Raw genomic sequence first — 17740 nt, 5'->3', positions numbered from 1 at the left:
TGTCCCCTTCGTCTAGTGGCCTAGGACACCGCCCTTTCACGGCGGTAACAGGGGTTCGAGTCCCCTAGGGGACGCCATTTGCGGGAATAGCTCAGTTGGTAGAGCACGACCTTGCCAAGGTCGGGGTCGCGAGTTCGAGTCTCGTTTCCCGCTCCATATTTAACGAAAACGCCGCTCATTGAGCGGCGTTTTTGTTTGCGCGTAAAAAACAGGTCAACTGCTGAGGCTTTGTACCAGGCTTTCGAGCGCTTCAGTGGTTTTGTCATCCTGCACCGGTTGCGTAGCGGCAGCTGCTTTGAGTTGGCGTGCCAGGCGGTATTCGCTGGGCGTGCAGTTTGCGAACTGCTTGAAGGCACGGGCGAAGTAGGAAGGATCCTTGAAGCCGGCCTCATAGCCGATGCTGGTAATCGGCATCTGGCTATTGTCGAGCAGATCCTTGGCGAAGTTCATGCGCTTGTCCAGGATGTAATCCGTGAATCCAAGCCCATTGGCTTCCTTGAACAGGCGGCTGAAGCGAAATGTCGTCATGCCGCAGCGTTGCGCCAATTCCCTCTGATCGATGCTGTCACGAAAGTGCTGTTCGATGTACAGCATGACATTGCTCAGCGCCTGGTGTTTTTGGTGTCCTGAGGTCCGACGGATGCTGTCAGGCAGGGTAGGGGAGTGGTCGATCTGCGATGACTTGCCCCGGCCGTTGGCATTTCGGCGCAGCTCGCAGAGCTGCACCACCGCCGTCAGGTAACGATTCTTCTCGGTGGTCGAGAGCGGGAGCACCATGTATTCCCAGACGCTGGAGCGCATGGCCCATACAGCCAGTTCCTCCGAGTGCTGCACGGTGAACATGGTGATCGGGATGCTGGGGGTGGTGCGTTTGATCTCCAGCAACAGTCGCAAGCCTGGCGTGTCGGGGCGATCAAAATGGACGCAGATCATGTCTGCCGGTTCCCCGATGGGCAACACGGAGTTTTTCGCCAGTTTGCAGTCGCAGGTACCCTCGAACTGCGCGACGAGTTCTTTCGTGGACCGATCATGAGTCAGATCGAACCACAGGAGCGATGGCCTTTTGGTCAAATTGGACGTCATGTCTCTACTCTAGGGTTCTTGGTGACTCTCTCGCTAAGGAGTATTGCCAAGGTGCCATCACTTTGCAGATTTAATCCTGATAGGAAAGACGATTTTTAGTTCTTTTCGCTCTATGGGTTACCTGGAGGGCAGCCCCGGGCGAGTGTTTGCTCGTGTGTTGTCGATAAACCTGGGTTTAGCCGCCTGTCGCTTGTGAATCAATGACAATTGCCTTTGCGTTTCAATGCCTTGTTCACCCCTCCAGTTACTTCTGCAAAGGCCAATGCCCCGTATTTGGCCGCCCCGCAAAAAAGTCCTAACGATGTGCAAAATCTTCCTAACGCCAATGCCTTGTCCCTGACTAGGGTTGCATCAGGCAGCGCAGAAAGTACTGCCTCAGAAAAAACAACATTCGAGTGAGGTGGGCAAAATGATCATGCAAACAATCAAGGCTTCGGTAGTGAAGTTCATCAATGACGAAGATGGTTTGACCATCGTGGAGTACGCGGTGGCTGGCGGGCTAATAACCCTAGCGGTTGTCACTGCTTTTACCACCTTGGGCACCGCCATTACCACCCAGCTCGGTAGGCTAGCTACTTGTATGGTCCCAGGTGGGGCATGCGTGTAAGTCTATTCCCAGTGAGAGATGCAGCGATGCCTTTTGAGCAGATATTTATATCAATTGTTCTATTAGGGCTGCTAGGTATTGCGGTGGTGAGCGACCTTCGTCGCCACCGCATCCCCAACCTGCTGGTTCTTATAGGACTTGTTTTGGGTTTGACCAGTCAGGCTTACGCCAGTGGAGTTGAGGGGCTTGGTAATGCTGCGCTGGCCATGCTGATCGGATTTGCAGTGTTTCTACCCATGTACGCCTTGGGTGGTATGGCCGCCGGGGACGTCAAGTTGATGGCCATGGTCGGATGTTTTTTTACACCGCATGACGCGTTGTGGACGGCGCTTTTCAGTCTGACGGCCGGTGGTTTGTGCGGTTTTTTGATCATACTTTTTCGTGGCCAGCTGCTGCAAACCTTAGCGCGCTACGGGTTGATATTAAGGGCGCGAACCTACTTGGCTCCGGCGGTAGATGAAGTGGCCGGAAAGCCTTTCCCATACTCCGTTGCAATTTTGCTCGGAACCCTGGCCAGTGGCTATTGGCTGTAGATCGGCCCGCAGCCCAGGAGGCTAGCCATGCACGTCATCGTCGAAAGTGATGCCTACCCCAGCGATCGGGGAGCGGTACAACGCTTGGCTCCTCAGCCCTGCACTATCCGCGAAACTGGCCTGACGGACAGTTTTCTCGGAGAGTTGGTGTGCAAGCATTTGTTTGATGCCGGTGTGCTGGACATGTCGCGGCTGGTGGAACGCCTGGCGCTGACCGGCGCGGTACTTGAAGAGGTCCTGGCGTTTCTGCGCAAGGACGGCCGTGTCGAAGTGCTGGGCCAGGTGAGCCAAACCGGCGGGCAGATGTTGCGTTATGGCCTGACCGAACGTGGTCGCAGTGCCGCCCGTGATGCCCTGTCGCGCAGCGGTTATATAGGAGCGGCACCCTTCCCGGTGAGTACCTACCGGTCCCTGATCAAGCTACAGACCATTCACCATGGTCGCATCAATGCCAACGATATGCGCAATGCCCTGGCTGGCGTAGTGCTCACGGAGGAGATGCTCGATCAGTTGGGTGTGGCGATGAACTCCGGGCGCGCGATCATGATTTATGGTCCCGCGGGTACCGGCAAGACCTATGTCAGCAGTCGGCTGATCCGACTGTTCGCCGAGGCCATCTGGGTCCCTCATGCCATCGTCATCAACGAGTCGGTGATCGAGATCTATGACCCGCAGGTGCATCAGCGCCTTGATGACAACGCTCAGCAGAACACCCTGATGCTCAACGAAGGTATCGACCGTCGATTGCTGTGCTGCAAACGCCCGATCGTCATCACGGGCGGTGAGTTGAGCATGGAACAGCTGGACGTTCGCTATGACCCCTTCACCCGTCAATACCAGGCCGCCTTGCAGCTCAAGGCCAGCAATGGCCTGTTCATCATCGACGACATGGGACGCCAGCGCATGGCACCCGCCGAGCTGTTCAATCGCTGGATCGTCCCGATGGAAGAGAAACGCGATTTCCTCAACCTGGGCGGCGGTCGGCATTGCGAGCTGCCTTTCGATCTGATTCTGGTGTTTTCCACCAACCTCAATCCCCTGGAGCTGGCCGATGAGGCCTTCCTTCGCCGGATTGGCTACAAGCTGCAGTTCGGTTACCTGAAGCCCGAGCAGTACGAAAAGATCTGGCGTCAGGAAAGCGAGCGTCTGGGTATTTCCTATGACCCGCTGCTGGTGCGTTATGTGCTGCAAAGGCTTTATGCAAGTGAAGGCATGCCCCTGGTGCCTTGCCATCCCCGCGATCTCCTGAACATGGCACTCGATCGCCAGCGTTATATCGGCGGTTCCGGACCACTGTCACCGAAAGAGTTGGAATGGGCCTGGCACAACTACTTCGTCCAGCTCGACTTTCTTTGATACGGAGATACTGACATGAGCTCTCGTACGCTTACCCTGATAGGCGCTTCTCTGGTCATGGGCCTTGGGGCTGCATGGATGGCCGACTCTTGGCTGAGCGCACGGCTCAATGCCAGCCCGGATGACCACTTTCGAAGTGTGGTGGTCGCCACGGTAGAGATTCCATTCGGGCAGATGGTCGAGGCCCAGCAGGTCACGACCGTACGCATGCCCATGGATACGATCCCGGACGATGCCTTCGATGCCAGCGAAAAAGCCGTGGGCAAGATCGCAACGTTCGACATTCTGCGGGGCGACATCGTGCGCGGTGCACGTCTGAGCGAGCACCTGGGGGGCAGCACCCTGGCCTCTTTGATAGCGCCTGACAAACGTGCCATATCGGTACGGGTGGACGATGTGGTTGGTGTCGGCGGATTCCTGTTGCCGGGTAACCGGGTCGATGTATTGGCGACCAAACGCACGGAGAATGCCAGCAATAATGCTGTGTCCAAGACCATCCTCGAGAATTTACGGGTGTTGGCGGTGGACCAGACCGCAGGTACCGACAAAACCCAACCGGTGGTGGTGCGTGCAGTGACGCTGGAGATGACGGCCGCAGAGGCTGAAGCCCTGGTCACGGCGCAGACGGAAGGCAAGTTGCAACTGGCGCTGCGTAACCCACTGAACCTCGAGAAGAAAATCGCGGCCGTTGCACCTGCTGCACCTGTAGCGCCGGCCATGGCCGTGGCCACCGTCGCGGCGCCAAAACGTGTGGTACAGCACAGCAGCGGCGAGGGGGCGGGTATCACCGTTATCCGCGGGACTGAAGCCAAAGTAGTCAACATTCGCTGACTTTGCGCAGCAGCTGCCTGGATACCACGTTATTGGCGGAGCCGATCCGGATCAGTATCGGCAATCGAGGGCTTGATGATGAATCTTCGTATTCAGCGGCCGTTCACTTCGACGCCAAGGCGCCAGGAAGGATCGGTGAGTGTATTGATGGTGATCGCGTTGGCGGTGATGGCCATGATGGCGGCGTTGGCTCTGGACGGCGGGCATATGATGCTGAACAAAACGCGCCTGCAGAATGCGGTGGACGCCGCCGCCCTGAGTGGCGCCAAAACCCTGAGTCAGGTGGGAGGGGGTATCACCGGTGCCAGCGTGACGCAAACCGCCGCGCTCAATACGCTGATACAGAATGCCAATGCCACGGGCAACAAAGAATTGGCCACGGCGGTCGGCGGCAACGCAGGCGCATTTGCAGTGGTGGAAATGGCAAGCAGTGTCTATGGCCCGTTCTCTTTTCCCGGGCCGACGGATGCCAAGTACGTTCGGGTATCGGTAGCGAGCTATGGCCTGACGGAGTTTTTCTGGAACTTCGCCCAGTCATTAGGCGTCGTGGGGAACAAGGCGGTGGCGGCTATCGCCACCGCGGGACCCAGCCCTACCAGCCCCTGCGATCTCGCGCCTTTGATGGTCTGTGGCAACCCTGCTCAATACGACCCGGACGCGGGCATGTTCTGGGGCTTCCAGTTTGGTGATTTGAAGGTATTGAAGACGGCTTCCGGCAATCAGTCTCCAATTGGTCCAGGCAACTTTCAGTTGCTCGATTTTGGCTCGGGCGGCAATGCGGTCAGGGAGGAGATGGCGGGAGGCGGCAAGGTCTGTCGCAATGTGGGAGACAACGTCACGACCGAGCCTGGCAACAAGGTCGGCCCTGCGTCTCAAGGCCTGAATACGCGCTTCGGCATCTACAACGGCCCGGTCAGTGCCTCGGCCTATCCGCCGGACCTGGTGACGACGTCCAGTAATCCCGCCATCACTGACGACGGCACAGGCCCGAAGTACCAAGGGCAAACCATTACCTCAAGCAATGGCAATCTCACAGCGGGCGGCAACCCGATACTGGACTACAACGACTGGCGTGCGAGCGTTGCCGCGTGTGTGGCAGGGGGCAGCAGTGGTTGTCAGAGCAATGGGGTGTTCGAGCGCCGGATGCTGAAAATCGTGGTGGGCAACTGCGCTGGGAAAAATAGTGGTTCAACCTCGATCCCCGTCCTCGGTTTTGGCTGTTATTTCGTGGTGCAGCCCATGGATGGCGGCGGCGGGGAAGCGGAGATCTTCGGCCAGTTCGTGAAGGAGTGCGAAGGCGACAACGTGGCCGGCCCCTCGCCGTCCACCGATTCTGGCCCGCAGATCATTCAGCTCTACAAAACCTATCTCAACGGCAGCAGCACTCCGAGCACTGACTCGTAGGGGGGCGTCATGAGACTTCATGGATTTAAACATCGGCAGCGCCAGCAAGGCCTGGCCATGGTGGAATTCACCCTCGTCCTGCCGGTGTTGCTGTTGCTGTTACTGGGCTTCGGTGAGTTCGGCCGCATGTTCTATCAGTACAACTTGTTGCTGCAGGCCAGCCGCGATGCCGACCGTTTCGTCGCCAGCCAGGCTTGGGACTCGACGCTGGGTGCGGTCGCCATGAGCAGTACGCTACTGACCCAGACGAAAAACGTTGCGGTGTATGGCGTGCCTGCCAACACCGGGACCGCTGTGATGTCAGGGTTGACGACTGGCAATGTGGTCGTCGCCGCAGTGGGCACCGACCATGTTCGGGTCACCATCACTTATACGTTCTGCCCGGTGATTGGCGCTGGCAATTGCACCGGATCGCTTCCCGGTTTTTTTGGTAATCAGATTGCACTGGGCATTCCGCTGGTCGCCACTACCGTGATGAGGGCCCTGTAATGAATAGAAAATACATGCGCGGCACCTATACGGTGGAGTTCGCCATCGTTGGTCTGTTGGTGTTCACACTGTTGTTCGGCGTAGTGGAAATGGGCCGCCTGTACTTCACGGTCAATGCGCTGGATGAAGCCGTACGGCGTGGTACGCGCCTGGCGGCGGTGTGCGATATCAGCGATCCGGTGGTATTGCGGCGGGCGATCTTCAATGCCGCGGGCAATGCAGGTAATAGCCAGCTGATCGGCGATCTGGCCACCACTCACCTGACGTTGACCTACCTGGATGTAAACGGTGCACAGGTGGCCAACCCCGCTGATCTGGTCAGCGTCAATGGTTTTCGTGCAATCCGCTATGTCCGGTTGAGCCTGCAAAACTTCGTTTTCAATCTGTTCATTCCCGGGTTCGGCGTGCCCATTACCTTGCCTACATTCAGGGCAACGTTGCCACGCGAAAGCCTCGGGCGTCATTCCGATTCCGGGGAGATCACGCCATGCTGAATACCAAGGACACCCCACTCGCCAGTTCTACCGGCAAAGCCGGGCTCAGGTTGCTGATCAGCAGCCGTGATGCCACGTCGTTGCGCGACCTGCAAGGCGTCTGCCAACGCATGCCCAGCCTGGAGGTGAGTACTCGGCTGGTGAGCAATGGGCATGTCGACCCGCTCTACGGCCTGGACCGGATGCCCGATCTGTTGCTGTTGCGCGTCAGCCACCTGTGGCGCGAGGAGTTGGCGGCACTGTTGCTGCGCCCGGCCCATGAGCGTCCGCCGATGTTGGTGTGCGGGCTGCTGAGCGAACAGGAAGGCATGCGCCTGGCGATGCAGGCCGGCGCCCGTGACGTGCTGCCCGAGCCCGTCGCCGAGACGGAGCTGGTCGCCGCCTTGAATCGGCTGGTCATGGAGGTTCGGACCGGCAGCGGGACAGTAGGGAAATTGATCTCCGTGATCAGCGCCAAGGGTGGATCCGGCGGCACCATGCTGGCCTGCAACCTGGCCCAGCAGCTCAGCATGAAGGGTGGCTGTACCCTGTTGCTGGACATGGACCTGCAATTTGGCAGCGTGACGCATTACCTGGATGTGGCGCAGTCGCACAGTCATCTGGAGGTGTTGCACCAGATCGACGGCATGGACAGCGTCGCGTTACGCGGTTTTTGCAGCCACTTCAGCCCGACCTTGCATGTGCTGGGTGGGCGGGCCGGCGAGCTGTGCCTGCCGCAGGATGCCCAGCCCGAGCAACTTGATACCTTGTTGCAATTGGCCCGCGCCAGCTATGACTGGGTAGTGATCGATCTGCCGCGACAAATCGACCACCTCACCGGCTCCGTGCTGGAACAGGTGGATCGGGTGTACGTGGTGGTGCAGCAGAGCGTCAGCCATTTGCGCGATGCCAGCTCTCTGGTGCGGATTCTTCGCGAAGACCTGGGTGTGCGTGGAGATCAGTTGCAGATAGTGGTCAACCGCTATGACAAGACGGCAGCGGTCAGCCTCAAGGATATCGGCGAGGCGCTGCGTAGCACGAACCTGTCGAAATTACCCAACGACTTCAACCTGGTCAGCCAGAGTCAGAACACTGGCGTGCCGTTGGAGCTGCATGCGCCGAAGGCGGCGATCACCACTGCCCTGCGCAACGTGGCCGACGACTTGGTCGGCAACCAGATGGCTGGAAAAAAAGGTGTGTTCAAACGCGCCTTCAACCGTTTTTTCGGGGGGTGACCCATGATCAGCGACTTTCGTAACCGCTTGCGCAAACAGTCCGGTAAACCCGCCTCATCGTCGGCTAACCAGCCGGGGGACGACCTGCCGGATCCGGCAGAGGAAATAATGGCGTGGGAACGTGCAACGCCGGACGTTCTTTACGAAACCAAAAGTCAGGTCACCCCGGTGGAAGCCGAGTGGCGAGAAAAGATTTACCAGCAGTTGCTCAAGGTCATGGACCTGTCCTTGCTGGACTCCCTGGAACAGGCTGAGGCCGCGCGGCAGATTCGCGATATTTGCCAGCGCCTGCTCGATGAGCATTCGGCACCGGTGAGTACTTCCAGCCGCCAATTGATCATCAAGCAGATTATCGACGAGGTGCTCGGTCTGGGGCCTCTGGAACCCCTGCTGGCCGATCACAGTGTGTCCGACATTTTGGTCAACCGACATGACTCAGTGTATGTCGAGCGCTTCGGCAAGCTGCAACGCACCGATGTTCGTTTCCGCGATGATCGGCATTTGCTGAACATCATTGACCGCATCGTTTCCAGCCTGGGTCGGCGTATCGACGAGTCTTCGCCGTTGGTGGATGCGCGGCTCAAGGACGGTTCGCGGGTCAACGCGATTATCCCGCCGCTGGCCATCGACGGCCCTAGCATGTCGATCCGGCGCTTTGCCGTGGACCTGCTCAATACCGATAGCCTGATCCAGGTGGGGGCATTGACCCCGGCCATTGCCCTGCTGCTCAAGGCGATTGTCCGTGGGCGCTTGAACGTGCTGATTTCCGGCGGTACCGGCAGCGGCAAGACCACCATGCTCAATGTCCTGTCCAGTTTCATTCCGCACAACGAGCGCATCGTCACCATCGAAGACTCGGCCGAACTGCAACTGCAGCAACCCCATGTGGTGCGCTTGGAAACCCGGCCTTCGAATATCGAGGGACGTGGTGAGGTGAACCAGCGGGAGTTGGTGCGCAACAGCCTGCGGATGCGGCCGGACCGTATTGTGATCGGCGAAGTGCGCGGCGCCGAGGCGCTGGACATGCTGACTGCGATGAACACCGGTCACGACGGCTCGTTGACCACGATCCACGCCAACACCGCACGCGATGCATTGGGGCGAATCGAGAACATGGTGTCGATGACCGGGGCGACCTTCCCGATCAAGGCCATGCGCCAACAGATCGCTTCGGCCATCGGAGTGGTCATCCAGCTGGAACGCCAGGAGGACGGCAAGCGCCGCCTGGTCAGCGTGCAGGAGATCAACGGCATGGAGGGCGAGATCATCACCATGACCGAAATCTTCTCCTTCGTGCGCCACGGCGTAGGCGAAAACGGCGAAGTACTCGGTGATTTTCGGCCTAGCGGCATGATCCCCGCCTTCCGCGATGTGCTGGCCAAGCGCGGGATCGAGTTGCCGCTTGCGATGTTCAGGCCTGAGTGGATGGAGGCACGGCAATCATGAACCAGGTTCCTGGTGAATTCATTCTGATGTTCCTCGGCATGGTGTTTATTGCCGTCTTCCTCCTGTCCCAGGGCGTGGCGGTGCCGGTATTCGGCGAGGCCGGCAAGATGCGCAAGCGCATCCGCGGCCGCTTGCATGTACTGGAGAAAGCCAACAATCAGTCCAGCATGCATACCGTGTTGCGACAGAAATACCTGACGCGTTTGTCGCCATTGGAGGCCAGGCTTGAGCAGCTGCCTTTTATGGAGGCATTGACGCAAATGATCGAGCAGTCCGGGCACGAATACCGGGCCTATCGGGTATTGCTGCTCGGGCTGGCGCTGGGTGTCTGGGCGGGTATCTTGATCTGGATGGTTTGGTCAGTCTGGTGGATGGCGCTGCTGGCGGGTTTCGCGGTTTTCTGGTTACCCATACTGAAAATCTCTCACGACCGTGGCAAGCGTTTCGCTGCGTTCGAGGAAGGCCTGCCGGACGCGCTGGATGCCATGTGCCGCGCTTTGCGCGCTGGGCACCCATTCAACGAAACCCTGCGCCTGGTGGCCGAGGAGCACAAGGGGCCGGTGGCTCATGAGTTTGGCCTGACCTTCTCCGATATCAACTATGGCAACGATGTACGCCGGGCCATGCTCGGCTTACTGGAGCGCATGCCGAGCATGACGGTGATGATGCTGGTGACCTCGATCCTTATCCATCGTGAGACCGGCGGTAATCTGACCGAGGTGCTGGAGCGTCTGAGTCTGCTGATCCGCGGGCGCTTCCGTTTTCAGCGCAAGGTCAAAACTCTGTCGGCCGAAGGGCGGATGTCGGCCTGGATACTGGTGGCCATTCCCTTCGTACTGGCGGCTGTGATTTTGTTCACTACCCCTATGTACATGCCGTTGCTGCTCAATGATCCGATGGGCCATAGGCTGATACTTTGGGCTTTTGGTGCCATGTTGGTCGGGATTTTCTGGATTCGCAAAATTATCCGGATTCAGGTTTAAGCGGTATTCGCTGCCGGGAGGTACAGGTCATGGATTTTTTACTCGGGTTGTTCAGTCGGGTCACGGGGAACGAGGAGATGGCGCGCCTGTTGTTCCTTGGCGCGATCGGTTTGAGTACGGTACTTGCGGTTGGTGCCGTGATCCTGCTGATGATAGGGCTTCAGGATCCCGTGCAGCGTCGTCTTTCGCTGATCAAGCGTGGTTATTTAGGCAACGCGACCGGGCAGGAAGCTCCGGGTAACCTGCAACTGTTGCTGGAGCGGGTCGGCCAGCGCTTTGCCTCGGCCGAGTCAGCTCAAACATCCGCCACCCAGACCCTGTTAATGCATGCGGGGTACCGCTCCTCGTCGGCGGTGCAGATGTACTGGGCAGTGCGCTTGATGTTACCGCTGTTATTGATCGGTATTGCGTTGCTGCTGTTGCCGATGATTCCCAAGGTTTCCCTGATCATGGGGCTGCTGTTGGTGGTCTTGGTGGCGGGTATCGGATGGTTGATGCCAGCGCTGTATGTCGCCAAGCGCAAACAGAAGCGACAAGGCCGGCTGCGCGCCGCGTTTCCGGATGCACTGGATCTGATGGTGGTGTGCGTGGAGTCGGGCCTGGCCTTGCCCATGACCATCGAACGGGTGGCTGAGGAGATGTCGGTCAGTCAGGTCGAATTGGCTGAAGAACTGGCCCTGGTCAATGCACAAATCCGCGCAGGTATTTCGAGTACCGCGGCGCTCAAGCAACTGGCTGTGCGCACTGGGCTGGATGACGTACAAGGTCTGGTCAACCTGTTGGCGCAGAGTATCCGTTTTGGTACCAGCGTGGCCGACACCTTGCGCATCTATGCCGAAGAGTTCCGTGACCGGCGTACGCAGGCCGCCGAAGAGATGGGGGCGAAAATCGGTACCAAGCTGATATTTCCACTGATTTTCTGTCTATGGCCGAGCTTCTTTCTGGTCGCTATCGGCCCCGCCTTGATCGGGGTATTCAAAGCATTCGGGTGAGGTAAAACGGCCGGAGGCTGTCGAGCGCGATGGCCTCGCCATCCGAGCTTGATCTACACATCTCCCCAGAGCTGTCGCAGCCTGCGGCAGCTTCGGGGGTAATTCGGTAAGGATTGGATAATGTGTAGATACCACTGCTTTCCTGCACACGACATCAAGCCCGGCTTTGCAGCCAGGCTACTCTGGACGACACCAGAGGCTGATCACCCATCGACATGACTCAGTTGCCGATGGTCATTTCTCCCGCTGCATCCTGGTCATAAAATTCCGGAATCGGGTAGTTGAAGCTATTGAGCCAGCGCTGCATGGCCAGGTCACGTTCGGTGGCCGAAGCGGTTTGCAGTTTAGGGGAGGCAACCACTCCGCGAATCTGCAGCTGCAACCACTGCTCGGTGCCTTGTTGATACGGCGAGGAGGGGCCCGGCTCAATGGCCCAGGCAGTGGTTGACAGACAAGCCGTGCACACGATCAACAGCCGTTTGGTATTCATCTCGACTCCTCGAACGTTCTACTTGTTCGCACTGGCTGAGGCATCTGCTACCTCAGTCTTGCGATTCCCCTCGGATGCCACCACTTTTTTGGCGGAGGCCTTGAGTTTTTCCGCGCGGGTTTGAGCCTCTACGACTTGCTTGGGGCTCAAGTCGGCGCGGGTCACGAGTTCGGCGGCCGCCTTCCAGTTATCCTGGTAGATCAGCAGCGTCACCATATTGAGTGCCGCCAGTGTGTTTGCCTGCTTGAGCTCCATGGCGGTCATGAACTCAAAGCGTGCTTCAGGGATCCGTTGCTGATTGAGGTAGACGACCCCCAGGTCATTGCGCATCCTGTCGTCGGTGGGGGCCATCCTCACCGCACGCTCGAGGTGAGTGGCAGCGGCGGCATTATCATTTCTGGCGGCGGCCAACTGGCCCAGGCCATGTTCCCCTTCAGCCGCCAGACAGGTGCCTAGCAAGCCTTCGTACAACGGCTGCGCGTCGCCGCTACGCCCCATCAAGCGCAGTACCCGAGCCTTGCGCAGGCGAACCTGGACCAGGTTATCGGGCAATCCTTCCAGATTCGCCAGGCTGGCATACAAACGGCCTTCGTCGGCCATGTTGTCGGCCAGGTTCAGGGCCAGTTCTTGCTCCGAACCGGGCTTGGCACAGCTGGCCGGTCGCGAAGACAGGCCATTGCTGGCACAACCGGCGAGCATCAATGTTGCCGCTATTGCAATGACTGCTTTCATTGAAGGTCCTCTGGCGACAACAGGTTGAACGCCTGGCCAATGGCAATACAGCTGGCCCGGCAAGCGTTCAACGTCACCGTTACGAGTGAGGGCGAGGCACATCCGGTTCAGGCTTCGGTTCATTGCGAGAGCCCGCTACGACTGTCGAAATCGCCATTTTCCAGGAAAAACATGCGGTAGAAGTTCGGGTCGTAATTGCGCAGCTGTTCGCCAGGCAATGACGGCAGTTGTGCGTTGGCAGCCAGTGGCTGGACCAGATGCGGGGTGACGATCATCAGCAGTTCGCGCTCTTCACGGTTGATGGTGTTGTCGCGGAAAAACGCGCCCAGAACCGGGATATCGCCCAGCCCCGGAAACTTGTTCACCTGGGAATTGTTGCGGGAGCTGATCAGGCCGCTGATGACAAAGCTTTCGCCGTCGGCCAGGGAGATGCTGGTATCGGTACGGCGCACGGTCAGGGCCGGGACTATCGTGCCGGCGATGCTCACTGCATTGGTGAAGTCTAGTTCACTGACTTCCGGCGCCACCTTCAGTGCAATTCGGTTTTTCCCAACGATGGTCGGCGTCAGGGTCAGGCGGATACCGAACTCCTTGTACTCGATGAAAATGCTATCGCTGCCTGAACTGGGCACCGGAATCGGTATTTCACCGCCGGCCAGGAAGCTCGCACTCTGCCCGCTGAGCGCTACCAGGCTTGGCCGCGCCAGGGTGTAGGCGAAGCCGCTGCCCTCCAGCGCATTGAGCGCCACCAGGGTACTGCCGGTAGCAAACGTGAGGTTGAAGTTGTCGTTGTTCACCGGTATTGACGGCGTGACAATGCCGCCGATGGTGGGCAAGGTTCTCGGCGAGCCGAACAGCCAGTTGCCACGGACGCCGAAAATCGAGGCGGAGGCTTCCTTGAGTTTGGTCCGGCTGACTTCAACGAAGCGGATATCGGTCTGCACCTGGCTCGGTAGCAACGGGTCGTCGGAGGGCACCGACGGCACACTGGTCAGCGCCGATGTGGCTCTACCCTTGACGAACACCATGCTTTGGCGTGGCGTTTTCGAACAGGCGGTCCAGACCATCAGGCTGGTGGTCCCCGGCGCAATGCCCGTGAGTATGAACGCGCTGCTGCCGCTGGGCTGCACGTCGGCAATTTTCGGGTCACCCACCGCCAGTTGCGTCACCGGAACGGGGCTGCGCAGTTCATTCTGCAGCCCCTGACCGACCTCGTACGTTGTCGGCCAATTGTCCAGTTGTGAACAATTGGCCGGCGCGGCCTGAGCCGCATCCACGCTGAGGCCCATCCAGAACAGGCCATGGATAATTCGCTTGAAAGCGGGCTCGGTACGAAAGCTCATTAAGGACATCCTCGCTGGATAGGCCATCTTCAGGCTGACTAAGTTGTCTCGGATCACTCACGGGGACCGGACTACCTCTCCCAATGCGCCAGACCACTTATCCACGGCCTTGGCGTTATTCCTTGCGTGCTACACACGAGCGGGCGCAATTCGCTGATCTGGCTGGATAGCGAGCGACCATTGCTGAAACGGTTTTCAGTGATCCGGTGACCTGGACTGCCTGTCGGAGCGATACTCGCGCCTATGGTTCGACCTGGTCCCCCCGGAAAGTCATCGGCAATGCAGGTACAGAGCCGGAAAACGCCTGCCAGGATCATGGTGAGGTAACTCCTTTTGCCAATCCGCTATCTGATCACTGAAGCTAACGTGAAAACTCGAGCCGTTATGACTTCTTGTAGTTTGAAGGTAGTTCAATCAAACCAAAGTGCCATGAGATAGAGAGAAAACTATTGGTGCAAAGGCTGGAGCTAGGCAGGCGGACGCTGCGGAAAAGGTCGCAGCACAGTGCGGTTGCCTGAAGTTGACGGGGTGCGCTGAAGGAAAAAAAAGGCCCGCATGCTCAAGCATGCGGGCCTTTGGCATCACTGATTGATAATCAGTGCTTGCTGTCCTGGTTCGACAGCGCCAGCAGCTGCTTTTCCTGGTTCCAGTCGAAGGGTTCGTCGTTCTGTTCGGCTTCGAAGCGGCGCTCTTCCAGTGCCTGATACAGGTCGATTTCATCATCGGGCATGTAGTGCAGGCAGTCGCCGGCGAAATACCACAGCAGGTCGCGCGGGACCAGGTGAGCGATTTGCGGGTAGCGAGTGATGACCTGGCACAGGATGTCCTGGCCCAGGTACTGGCTTTCGATCGGGTCGACAGGCAGTAACGCAAGCAGTTCGTCGAAGCGCTCAAGGAACAAGGCATGACTTTCGTCGGGAACCTGCTCGGCCTCACCTACGGCGACCAGGATGCTGCGCAGGTGGTCGAGTAAAACGAGATGATCGGCAACGATGTTGGACACGAGATAAGTCCTCAAGAGCAAAACGGGCGCGGGAGTATAAAGCGCCCGCGCCCGTTTTTACATGTTTGAGGGGATCAGCGGACTTTTCCCTTGGCCAGTGCCAAGGCCTCTTGGTCAAAGTCATCGACATCGATCACCTTGCGCCGAGCCACTTCGGCTTCTCGCAGGGTTTGGGCCTCCACCGGCTGCAATACGCCAGCCTCGAGGGCGGCATCGATCACCGACTCGCCGGCCACCGGTTTGACCTGGCCACTCTTGAGTGCCATATGCAGTTTTTTCTGCAGCGGCTGTGCGGCGCTCAACAGATTGCAGGCGTGTTGCAATGCACCGACCGGATCGTCGCTCGCTTGCGGGCGGTAGCACCCCAGGAGCACTTCCTCCAGTGCCGGGTCGCCCTTGGCGCGGCTAATCACCCCTGCGACTTCGGCGCCGAGTTTGTCCGATGGCCCTTTGTGCCGGCGCCCGAACGGGAACACGATCACTCGCAACAGGCAGCCCACGACTTTGTTCGGGAAGTTGCTCAGCAGTTCATCCATTGCCCGTTCCGCCTGGCCCAGGCTTTCTTCCATGGCCCAGGTCAGCAGTGGTGCCATGTACAGCGGTGAGTCAAGGTCGTTGTAGCGCTTGAGTGCGGCGGACGCCAGGTAAAGGTTGCTCAATACGTCGCCTAGCCGTGCGGACAGGCGTTCGCGGCGTTTCAGTGCGCCGCCCAGCAACATCATGCTCAGGTCGGCGAGCAGGGCGAAAGCAGCGGCCTGACGGTTGAGTGCGCGGAAATAACCCTGGCTGAGTTTGTCGCCCGGGGTGTGTTCCAGATGCCCGAAACCGAGATTGAGCACCAGCGTACTGGCGGCGTTGCCCACGGCGAAACCGATGTGCTTGAGCAGCAGGTCATCGAACTCTCTGAGCGCCTGATCCTTGTCTTCACGGCCGGCGAGGGCCATTTCCTTGAGCACGAACGGATGGCAGCGAATCGCGCCCTGGCCGAAGATCATCAGGTTGCGCGAGAGAATGTTCGCGCCTTCGACGGTGATGAAAATCGGCGCACCGTTCCATTTGCGGCCGAGGTAGTTGTTCGGCCCCATGATGATCGCCTTGCCGCCGTGCACATCCATGGCGTCGCTGATGCAGTCGCGGGCGCGTTCGGTCAGGTGGTACTTGAGAACTGCCGACAGCACCGACGGTTTCTCGCCCAGATCGACTGCATTGGCGGTCAGCATGCGGGCGGCGTCCATCATCCAGGCGTTGCCGCCAATGCGGGCCATGGCTTCCTGGATGCCTTCGAACGAGGCAATCGGCACATTGAACTGCTCGCGAACCTGAGCGTATTGGCCCGTTACCAGACTGGTGAACTTGGCCATGCCGGTGCCCACCGCCGGCAGGGAAATCGAACGCCCGACCGACAGGCAGTTCATCAGCATCATCCAGCCTTTGCCGAGCATCTCCTGGCCGCCGATGAGGAACTCCAGCGGGACGAACACGTCCTTGCCCGAGTTCGGGCCATTCATGAATGCCGCGCCCAATGGCAGATGCCGGCGGCCGATCTCGACACCGGCGATGTCGGTCGGAATCAGTGCCAGGCTGATGCCCAGGTCTTCCTTGTCACCCAGCAGGTGATCCGGATCGTAGGCCTTGAAGGCCAGGCCGAGGAGGGTGGCCACCGGACTGAGGGTGATGTAGCGTTTTTCCCAGTTCAGGCGCAAGCCGAGGACTTCCTGGCCCTCCCATTCACCTTTGCAGATCACTCCTGAGTCCGGCATGCCGCCGGCGTCGGAGCCGGCCAGCGGACCGGTCAGGGCAAAACACGGGATGTCGTCGCCGCGCGCCAGGCGAGGCAGGTAATGATTGCGTTGTTCGTCGGTGCCGTAATGCAGCAACAGTTCGGCCGGGCCGAGGGAATTGGGGACCATCACGGTTGAGGCAAGGTCGCCGCTGTGGCTCGCCAGTTTCATCGCCACTTGCGAGTGGGCATAGGCGGAGAAGCCCTTGCCGCCAAACTCCTTGGGGATGATCAGGGCGAAAAAGCCGTTGTCCTTGATGAATGTCCAGGCTTGCGGCGGCAGGTCCATGGTTTGACCGAGCTGCCATTCACTGACCATGGCGCAGAGTGTTTCGGTCGGCCCGTCGATGAAGGCCTGTTCCTCTTCATTCAATTGCGCCTTGGGATAGGACAGCAGCTTGCTCCAGTCCGGACGGCCAGTGAACAGTTCGCCGTCCCACCAGACCGTGCCAGCGTCGATGGCATCGCGTTCGGTTTGCGACATCGGCGGCAGGGTTTTCTGGAACCAGTTGAACATCGGCGCGCTGAACAATTTGCGGCGCAGGTCGGGCAGCAGCAAAGGCGCGGCGACGGCGGCGATCAACGCCCAGAAAACCAGCAGCAGCCAGCCCGGTGCGCGGCTGAAAGCGCCCATGGCCACAACATAGATGGCCACGATGACCAAGGCGGGCAGCGGGGCGATGCGGCGGTGGGCCAAATAAGCAATCCCGACCAGCAAAACCAGTATCCACAACAACAGCATATTCATTCCTCCGTGAAACCAGGGCGAACCAGCCCACAGAGCTTAGACGGCATCCGCGAAACAGGCTGGTTGGAGCGATGTGATTCGAATCGTGGGAAACCCCGGATGATTTTCGTGCGACAAATGGGCCGCACACGTGGGAAATACGTTCATTGAGCGAGCGGCAAAGCGGCCATGTTTGGCCGAAACGTCGTTACCTCTGTGCTGAAGCTCTCGCT

At 59.0% G+C, this 17740-nt stretch carries 17 protein-coding genes and 2 tRNA genes; 13 read left to right on the top strand and 6 right to left on the bottom strand.

All coding sequences use genetic code 11. The features are described 5' to 3' along the window. Position 1 precedes the first annotated feature (1 nt). Together AC1Q6Y_RS15905 and AC1Q6Y_RS15900 are read left to right on the top strand one after the other, a co-directional pair. Positions 2 to 77, top strand: a tRNA-Glu gene (locus AC1Q6Y_RS15905). A gap of 3 nt (positions 78 to 80) precedes the next feature. Beyond that, positions 81 to 156, top strand: a tRNA-Gly gene (locus tag AC1Q6Y_RS15900). Positions 157 to 213: 57 nt separating this feature from the next. Here AC1Q6Y_RS15900 and AC1Q6Y_RS15895 read toward each other — a convergent pair. Further along, a complete protein-coding gene (locus AC1Q6Y_RS15895; protein WP_349735072.1) occupies positions 214 to 1083 on the bottom strand; it encodes an AraC family transcriptional regulator in 870 nt (289 codons plus the stop codon). Between the two features lie 409 nt (positions 1084 to 1492). On the opposite strand from AC1Q6Y_RS15895, the gene AC1Q6Y_RS15890 reads away from it, so the two are divergent. From AC1Q6Y_RS15890 to AC1Q6Y_RS15840, 11 genes are all read left to right on the top strand, one after another. Continuing rightward, positions 1493 to 1690 carry a Flp family type IVb pilin gene (locus tag AC1Q6Y_RS15890; protein WP_057713679.1) on the top strand — a complete coding sequence of 66 codons (198 nt, stop codon included), beginning with the start codon at positions 1493 to 1495 and terminating at the stop codon, positions 1688 to 1690. Between the two features lie 26 nt (positions 1691 to 1716). Beyond that, on the top strand, positions 1717 to 2223 hold the full coding sequence (locus AC1Q6Y_RS15885) for an A24 family peptidase (RefSeq protein WP_057713680.1): 507 nt from the start codon (positions 1717 to 1719) through the stop codon (positions 2221 to 2223). Between the two features lie 27 nt (positions 2224 to 2250). Further along, positions 2251 to 3579 (top strand): DUF8689 domain-containing protein, encoded by a 1329-nt coding sequence (locus AC1Q6Y_RS15880; RefSeq protein WP_057713681.1) that lies wholly within the window; start codon positions 2251 to 2253, stop codon positions 3577 to 3579. Between the two features lie 15 nt (positions 3580 to 3594). Beyond that, positions 3595 to 4410, top strand: coding sequence for a Flp pilus assembly protein CpaB (gene cpaB, locus AC1Q6Y_RS15875; protein WP_057713682.1), 816 nt, complete (start codon positions 3595 to 3597; stop codon positions 4408 to 4410). 75 nt (positions 4411 to 4485) lie between these two features. Beyond that, a complete protein-coding gene (locus AC1Q6Y_RS15870; protein WP_057713683.1) occupies positions 4486 to 5814 on the top strand; it encodes a TadE/TadG family type IV pilus assembly protein in 1329 nt (442 codons plus the stop codon). A 9-nt stretch (positions 5815 to 5823) separates the two neighbouring features. Beyond that, positions 5824 to 6303 carry a TadE/TadG family type IV pilus assembly protein gene (locus AC1Q6Y_RS15865; protein WP_057713684.1) on the top strand — a complete coding sequence of 160 codons (480 nt, stop codon included), beginning with the start codon at positions 5824 to 5826 and terminating at the stop codon, positions 6301 to 6303. Then, on the top strand, positions 6303 to 6797 hold the full coding sequence (locus tag AC1Q6Y_RS15860) for a TadE/TadG family type IV pilus assembly protein (protein ID WP_057713685.1): 495 nt from the start codon (positions 6303 to 6305) through the stop codon (positions 6795 to 6797). The genes AC1Q6Y_RS15865 and AC1Q6Y_RS15860 overlap by 1 nt, the downstream gene beginning before the upstream one ends. Further along, positions 6791 to 8011 (top strand): AAA family ATPase, encoded by a 1221-nt coding sequence (locus AC1Q6Y_RS15855; RefSeq protein ID WP_057713686.1) that lies wholly within the window; start codon positions 6791 to 6793, stop codon positions 8009 to 8011. Before AC1Q6Y_RS15860 ends, AC1Q6Y_RS15855 begins: the two co-directional genes overlap by 7 nt. 3 nt (positions 8012 to 8014) lie before the next feature. Further along, entirely contained in the window at positions 8015 to 9457 is a 1443-nt protein-coding gene (locus AC1Q6Y_RS15850) for a TadA family conjugal transfer-associated ATPase (RefSeq protein ID WP_057713687.1), read from the top strand. Next, positions 9454 to 10440 carry a type II secretion system F family protein gene (locus AC1Q6Y_RS15845; protein WP_057713688.1) on the top strand — a complete coding sequence of 329 codons (987 nt, stop codon included), beginning with the start codon at positions 9454 to 9456 and terminating at the stop codon, positions 10438 to 10440. Before AC1Q6Y_RS15850 ends, AC1Q6Y_RS15845 begins: the two co-directional genes overlap by 4 nt. 29 nt (positions 10441 to 10469) lie before the next feature. After that, positions 10470 to 11432, top strand: coding sequence for a type II secretion system F family protein (locus tag AC1Q6Y_RS15840; RefSeq protein ID WP_057713689.1), 963 nt, complete (start codon positions 10470 to 10472; stop codon positions 11430 to 11432). A gap of 220 nt (positions 11433 to 11652) precedes the next feature. Here the strand turns inward: AC1Q6Y_RS15840 and AC1Q6Y_RS15835 are convergent, their stop codons facing one another. From AC1Q6Y_RS15835 to AC1Q6Y_RS15815, 5 genes are all read right to left on the bottom strand, one after another. Continuing rightward, positions 11653 to 11922, bottom strand: a complete 270-nt coding sequence (locus tag AC1Q6Y_RS15835; RefSeq protein ID WP_057713690.1) for a DUF3613 domain-containing protein — start codon at positions 11920 to 11922, stop codon at positions 11653 to 11655. Between the two features lie 18 nt (positions 11923 to 11940). Then, the gene (locus AC1Q6Y_RS15830; RefSeq protein ID WP_057713691.1) at positions 11941 to 12654 is read right to left on the bottom strand and encodes a tetratricopeptide repeat protein; all 714 of its coding nucleotides are present in this window, start codon (positions 12652 to 12654) and stop codon (positions 11941 to 11943) included. A gap of 119 nt (positions 12655 to 12773) precedes the next feature. After that, positions 12774 to 13997, bottom strand: a complete 1224-nt coding sequence (locus AC1Q6Y_RS15825) for a type II and III secretion system protein family protein (protein WP_057713692.1) — start codon at positions 13995 to 13997, stop codon at positions 12774 to 12776. 595 nt (positions 13998 to 14592) lie between these two features. Continuing rightward, positions 14593 to 15000 carry a PA2817 family protein gene (locus AC1Q6Y_RS15820; RefSeq protein ID WP_007972361.1) on the bottom strand — a complete coding sequence of 136 codons (408 nt, stop codon included), beginning with the start codon at positions 14998 to 15000 and terminating at the stop codon, positions 14593 to 14595. A 74-nt stretch (positions 15001 to 15074) separates the two neighbouring features. Then, entirely contained in the window at positions 15075 to 17522 is a 2448-nt protein-coding gene (locus tag AC1Q6Y_RS15815; RefSeq protein WP_492624795.1) for an acyl-CoA dehydrogenase, read from the bottom strand. Positions 17523 to 17740: the final 218 nt, after the last annotated feature.

This window comes from Pseudomonas sp. GW823-FHT06E10 (assembly GCF_058794995.1).
Note: the sequence above shows the minus strand (reverse complement) of the source record. Positions and strands in the feature narration are given on the sequence as shown.

What these genes read in the sequence shown, in the direction of transcription:
- AC1Q6Y_RS15895 (WP_349735072.1), bottom strand. Translation starts at nt 1,083, where the DNA reads ATGACGTCCAATTTGACCAAAAGGCCATCGCTCCTGTGGTTCGATCTG.
- AC1Q6Y_RS15890 (WP_057713679.1), top strand. Translation starts at nt 1,493, where the DNA reads ATGATCATGCAAACAATCAAGGCTTCGGTAGTGAAGTTCATCAATGAC.
- AC1Q6Y_RS15885 (WP_057713680.1), top strand. Translation starts at nt 1,717, where the DNA reads ATGCCTTTTGAGCAGATATTTATATCAATTGTTCTATTAGGGCTGCTA.
- AC1Q6Y_RS15880 (WP_057713681.1), top strand. Translation starts at nt 2,251, where the DNA reads ATGCACGTCATCGTCGAAAGTGATGCCTACCCCAGCGATCGGGGAGCG.
- cpaB (WP_057713682.1), top strand. Translation starts at nt 3,595, where the DNA reads ATGAGCTCTCGTACGCTTACCCTGATAGGCGCTTCTCTGGTCATGGGC.
- AC1Q6Y_RS15870 (WP_057713683.1), top strand. Translation starts at nt 4,486, where the DNA reads ATGATGAATCTTCGTATTCAGCGGCCGTTCACTTCGACGCCAAGGCGC.
- AC1Q6Y_RS15865 (WP_057713684.1), top strand. Translation starts at nt 5,824, where the DNA reads ATGAGACTTCATGGATTTAAACATCGGCAGCGCCAGCAAGGCCTGGCC.
- AC1Q6Y_RS15860 (WP_057713685.1), top strand. Translation starts at nt 6,303, where the DNA reads ATGAATAGAAAATACATGCGCGGCACCTATACGGTGGAGTTCGCCATC.
- AC1Q6Y_RS15855 (WP_057713686.1), top strand. Translation starts at nt 6,791, where the DNA reads ATGCTGAATACCAAGGACACCCCACTCGCCAGTTCTACCGGCAAAGCC.
- AC1Q6Y_RS15850 (WP_057713687.1), top strand. Translation starts at nt 8,015, where the DNA reads ATGATCAGCGACTTTCGTAACCGCTTGCGCAAACAGTCCGGTAAACCC.
- AC1Q6Y_RS15845 (WP_057713688.1), top strand. Translation starts at nt 9,454, where the DNA reads ATGAACCAGGTTCCTGGTGAATTCATTCTGATGTTCCTCGGCATGGTG.
- AC1Q6Y_RS15840 (WP_057713689.1), top strand. Translation starts at nt 10,470, where the DNA reads ATGGATTTTTTACTCGGGTTGTTCAGTCGGGTCACGGGGAACGAGGAG.
- AC1Q6Y_RS15835 (WP_057713690.1), bottom strand. Translation starts at nt 11,922, where the DNA reads ATGAATACCAAACGGCTGTTGATCGTGTGCACGGCTTGTCTGTCAACC.
- AC1Q6Y_RS15830 (WP_057713691.1), bottom strand. Translation starts at nt 12,654, where the DNA reads ATGAAAGCAGTCATTGCAATAGCGGCAACATTGATGCTCGCCGGTTGT.
- AC1Q6Y_RS15825 (WP_057713692.1), bottom strand. Translation starts at nt 13,997, where the DNA reads ATGAGCTTTCGTACCGAGCCCGCTTTCAAGCGAATTATCCATGGCCTG.
- AC1Q6Y_RS15815 (WP_492624795.1), bottom strand. Translation starts at nt 17,522, where the DNA reads ATGCTGTTGTTGTGGATACTGGTTTTGCTGGTCGGGATTGCTTATTTG.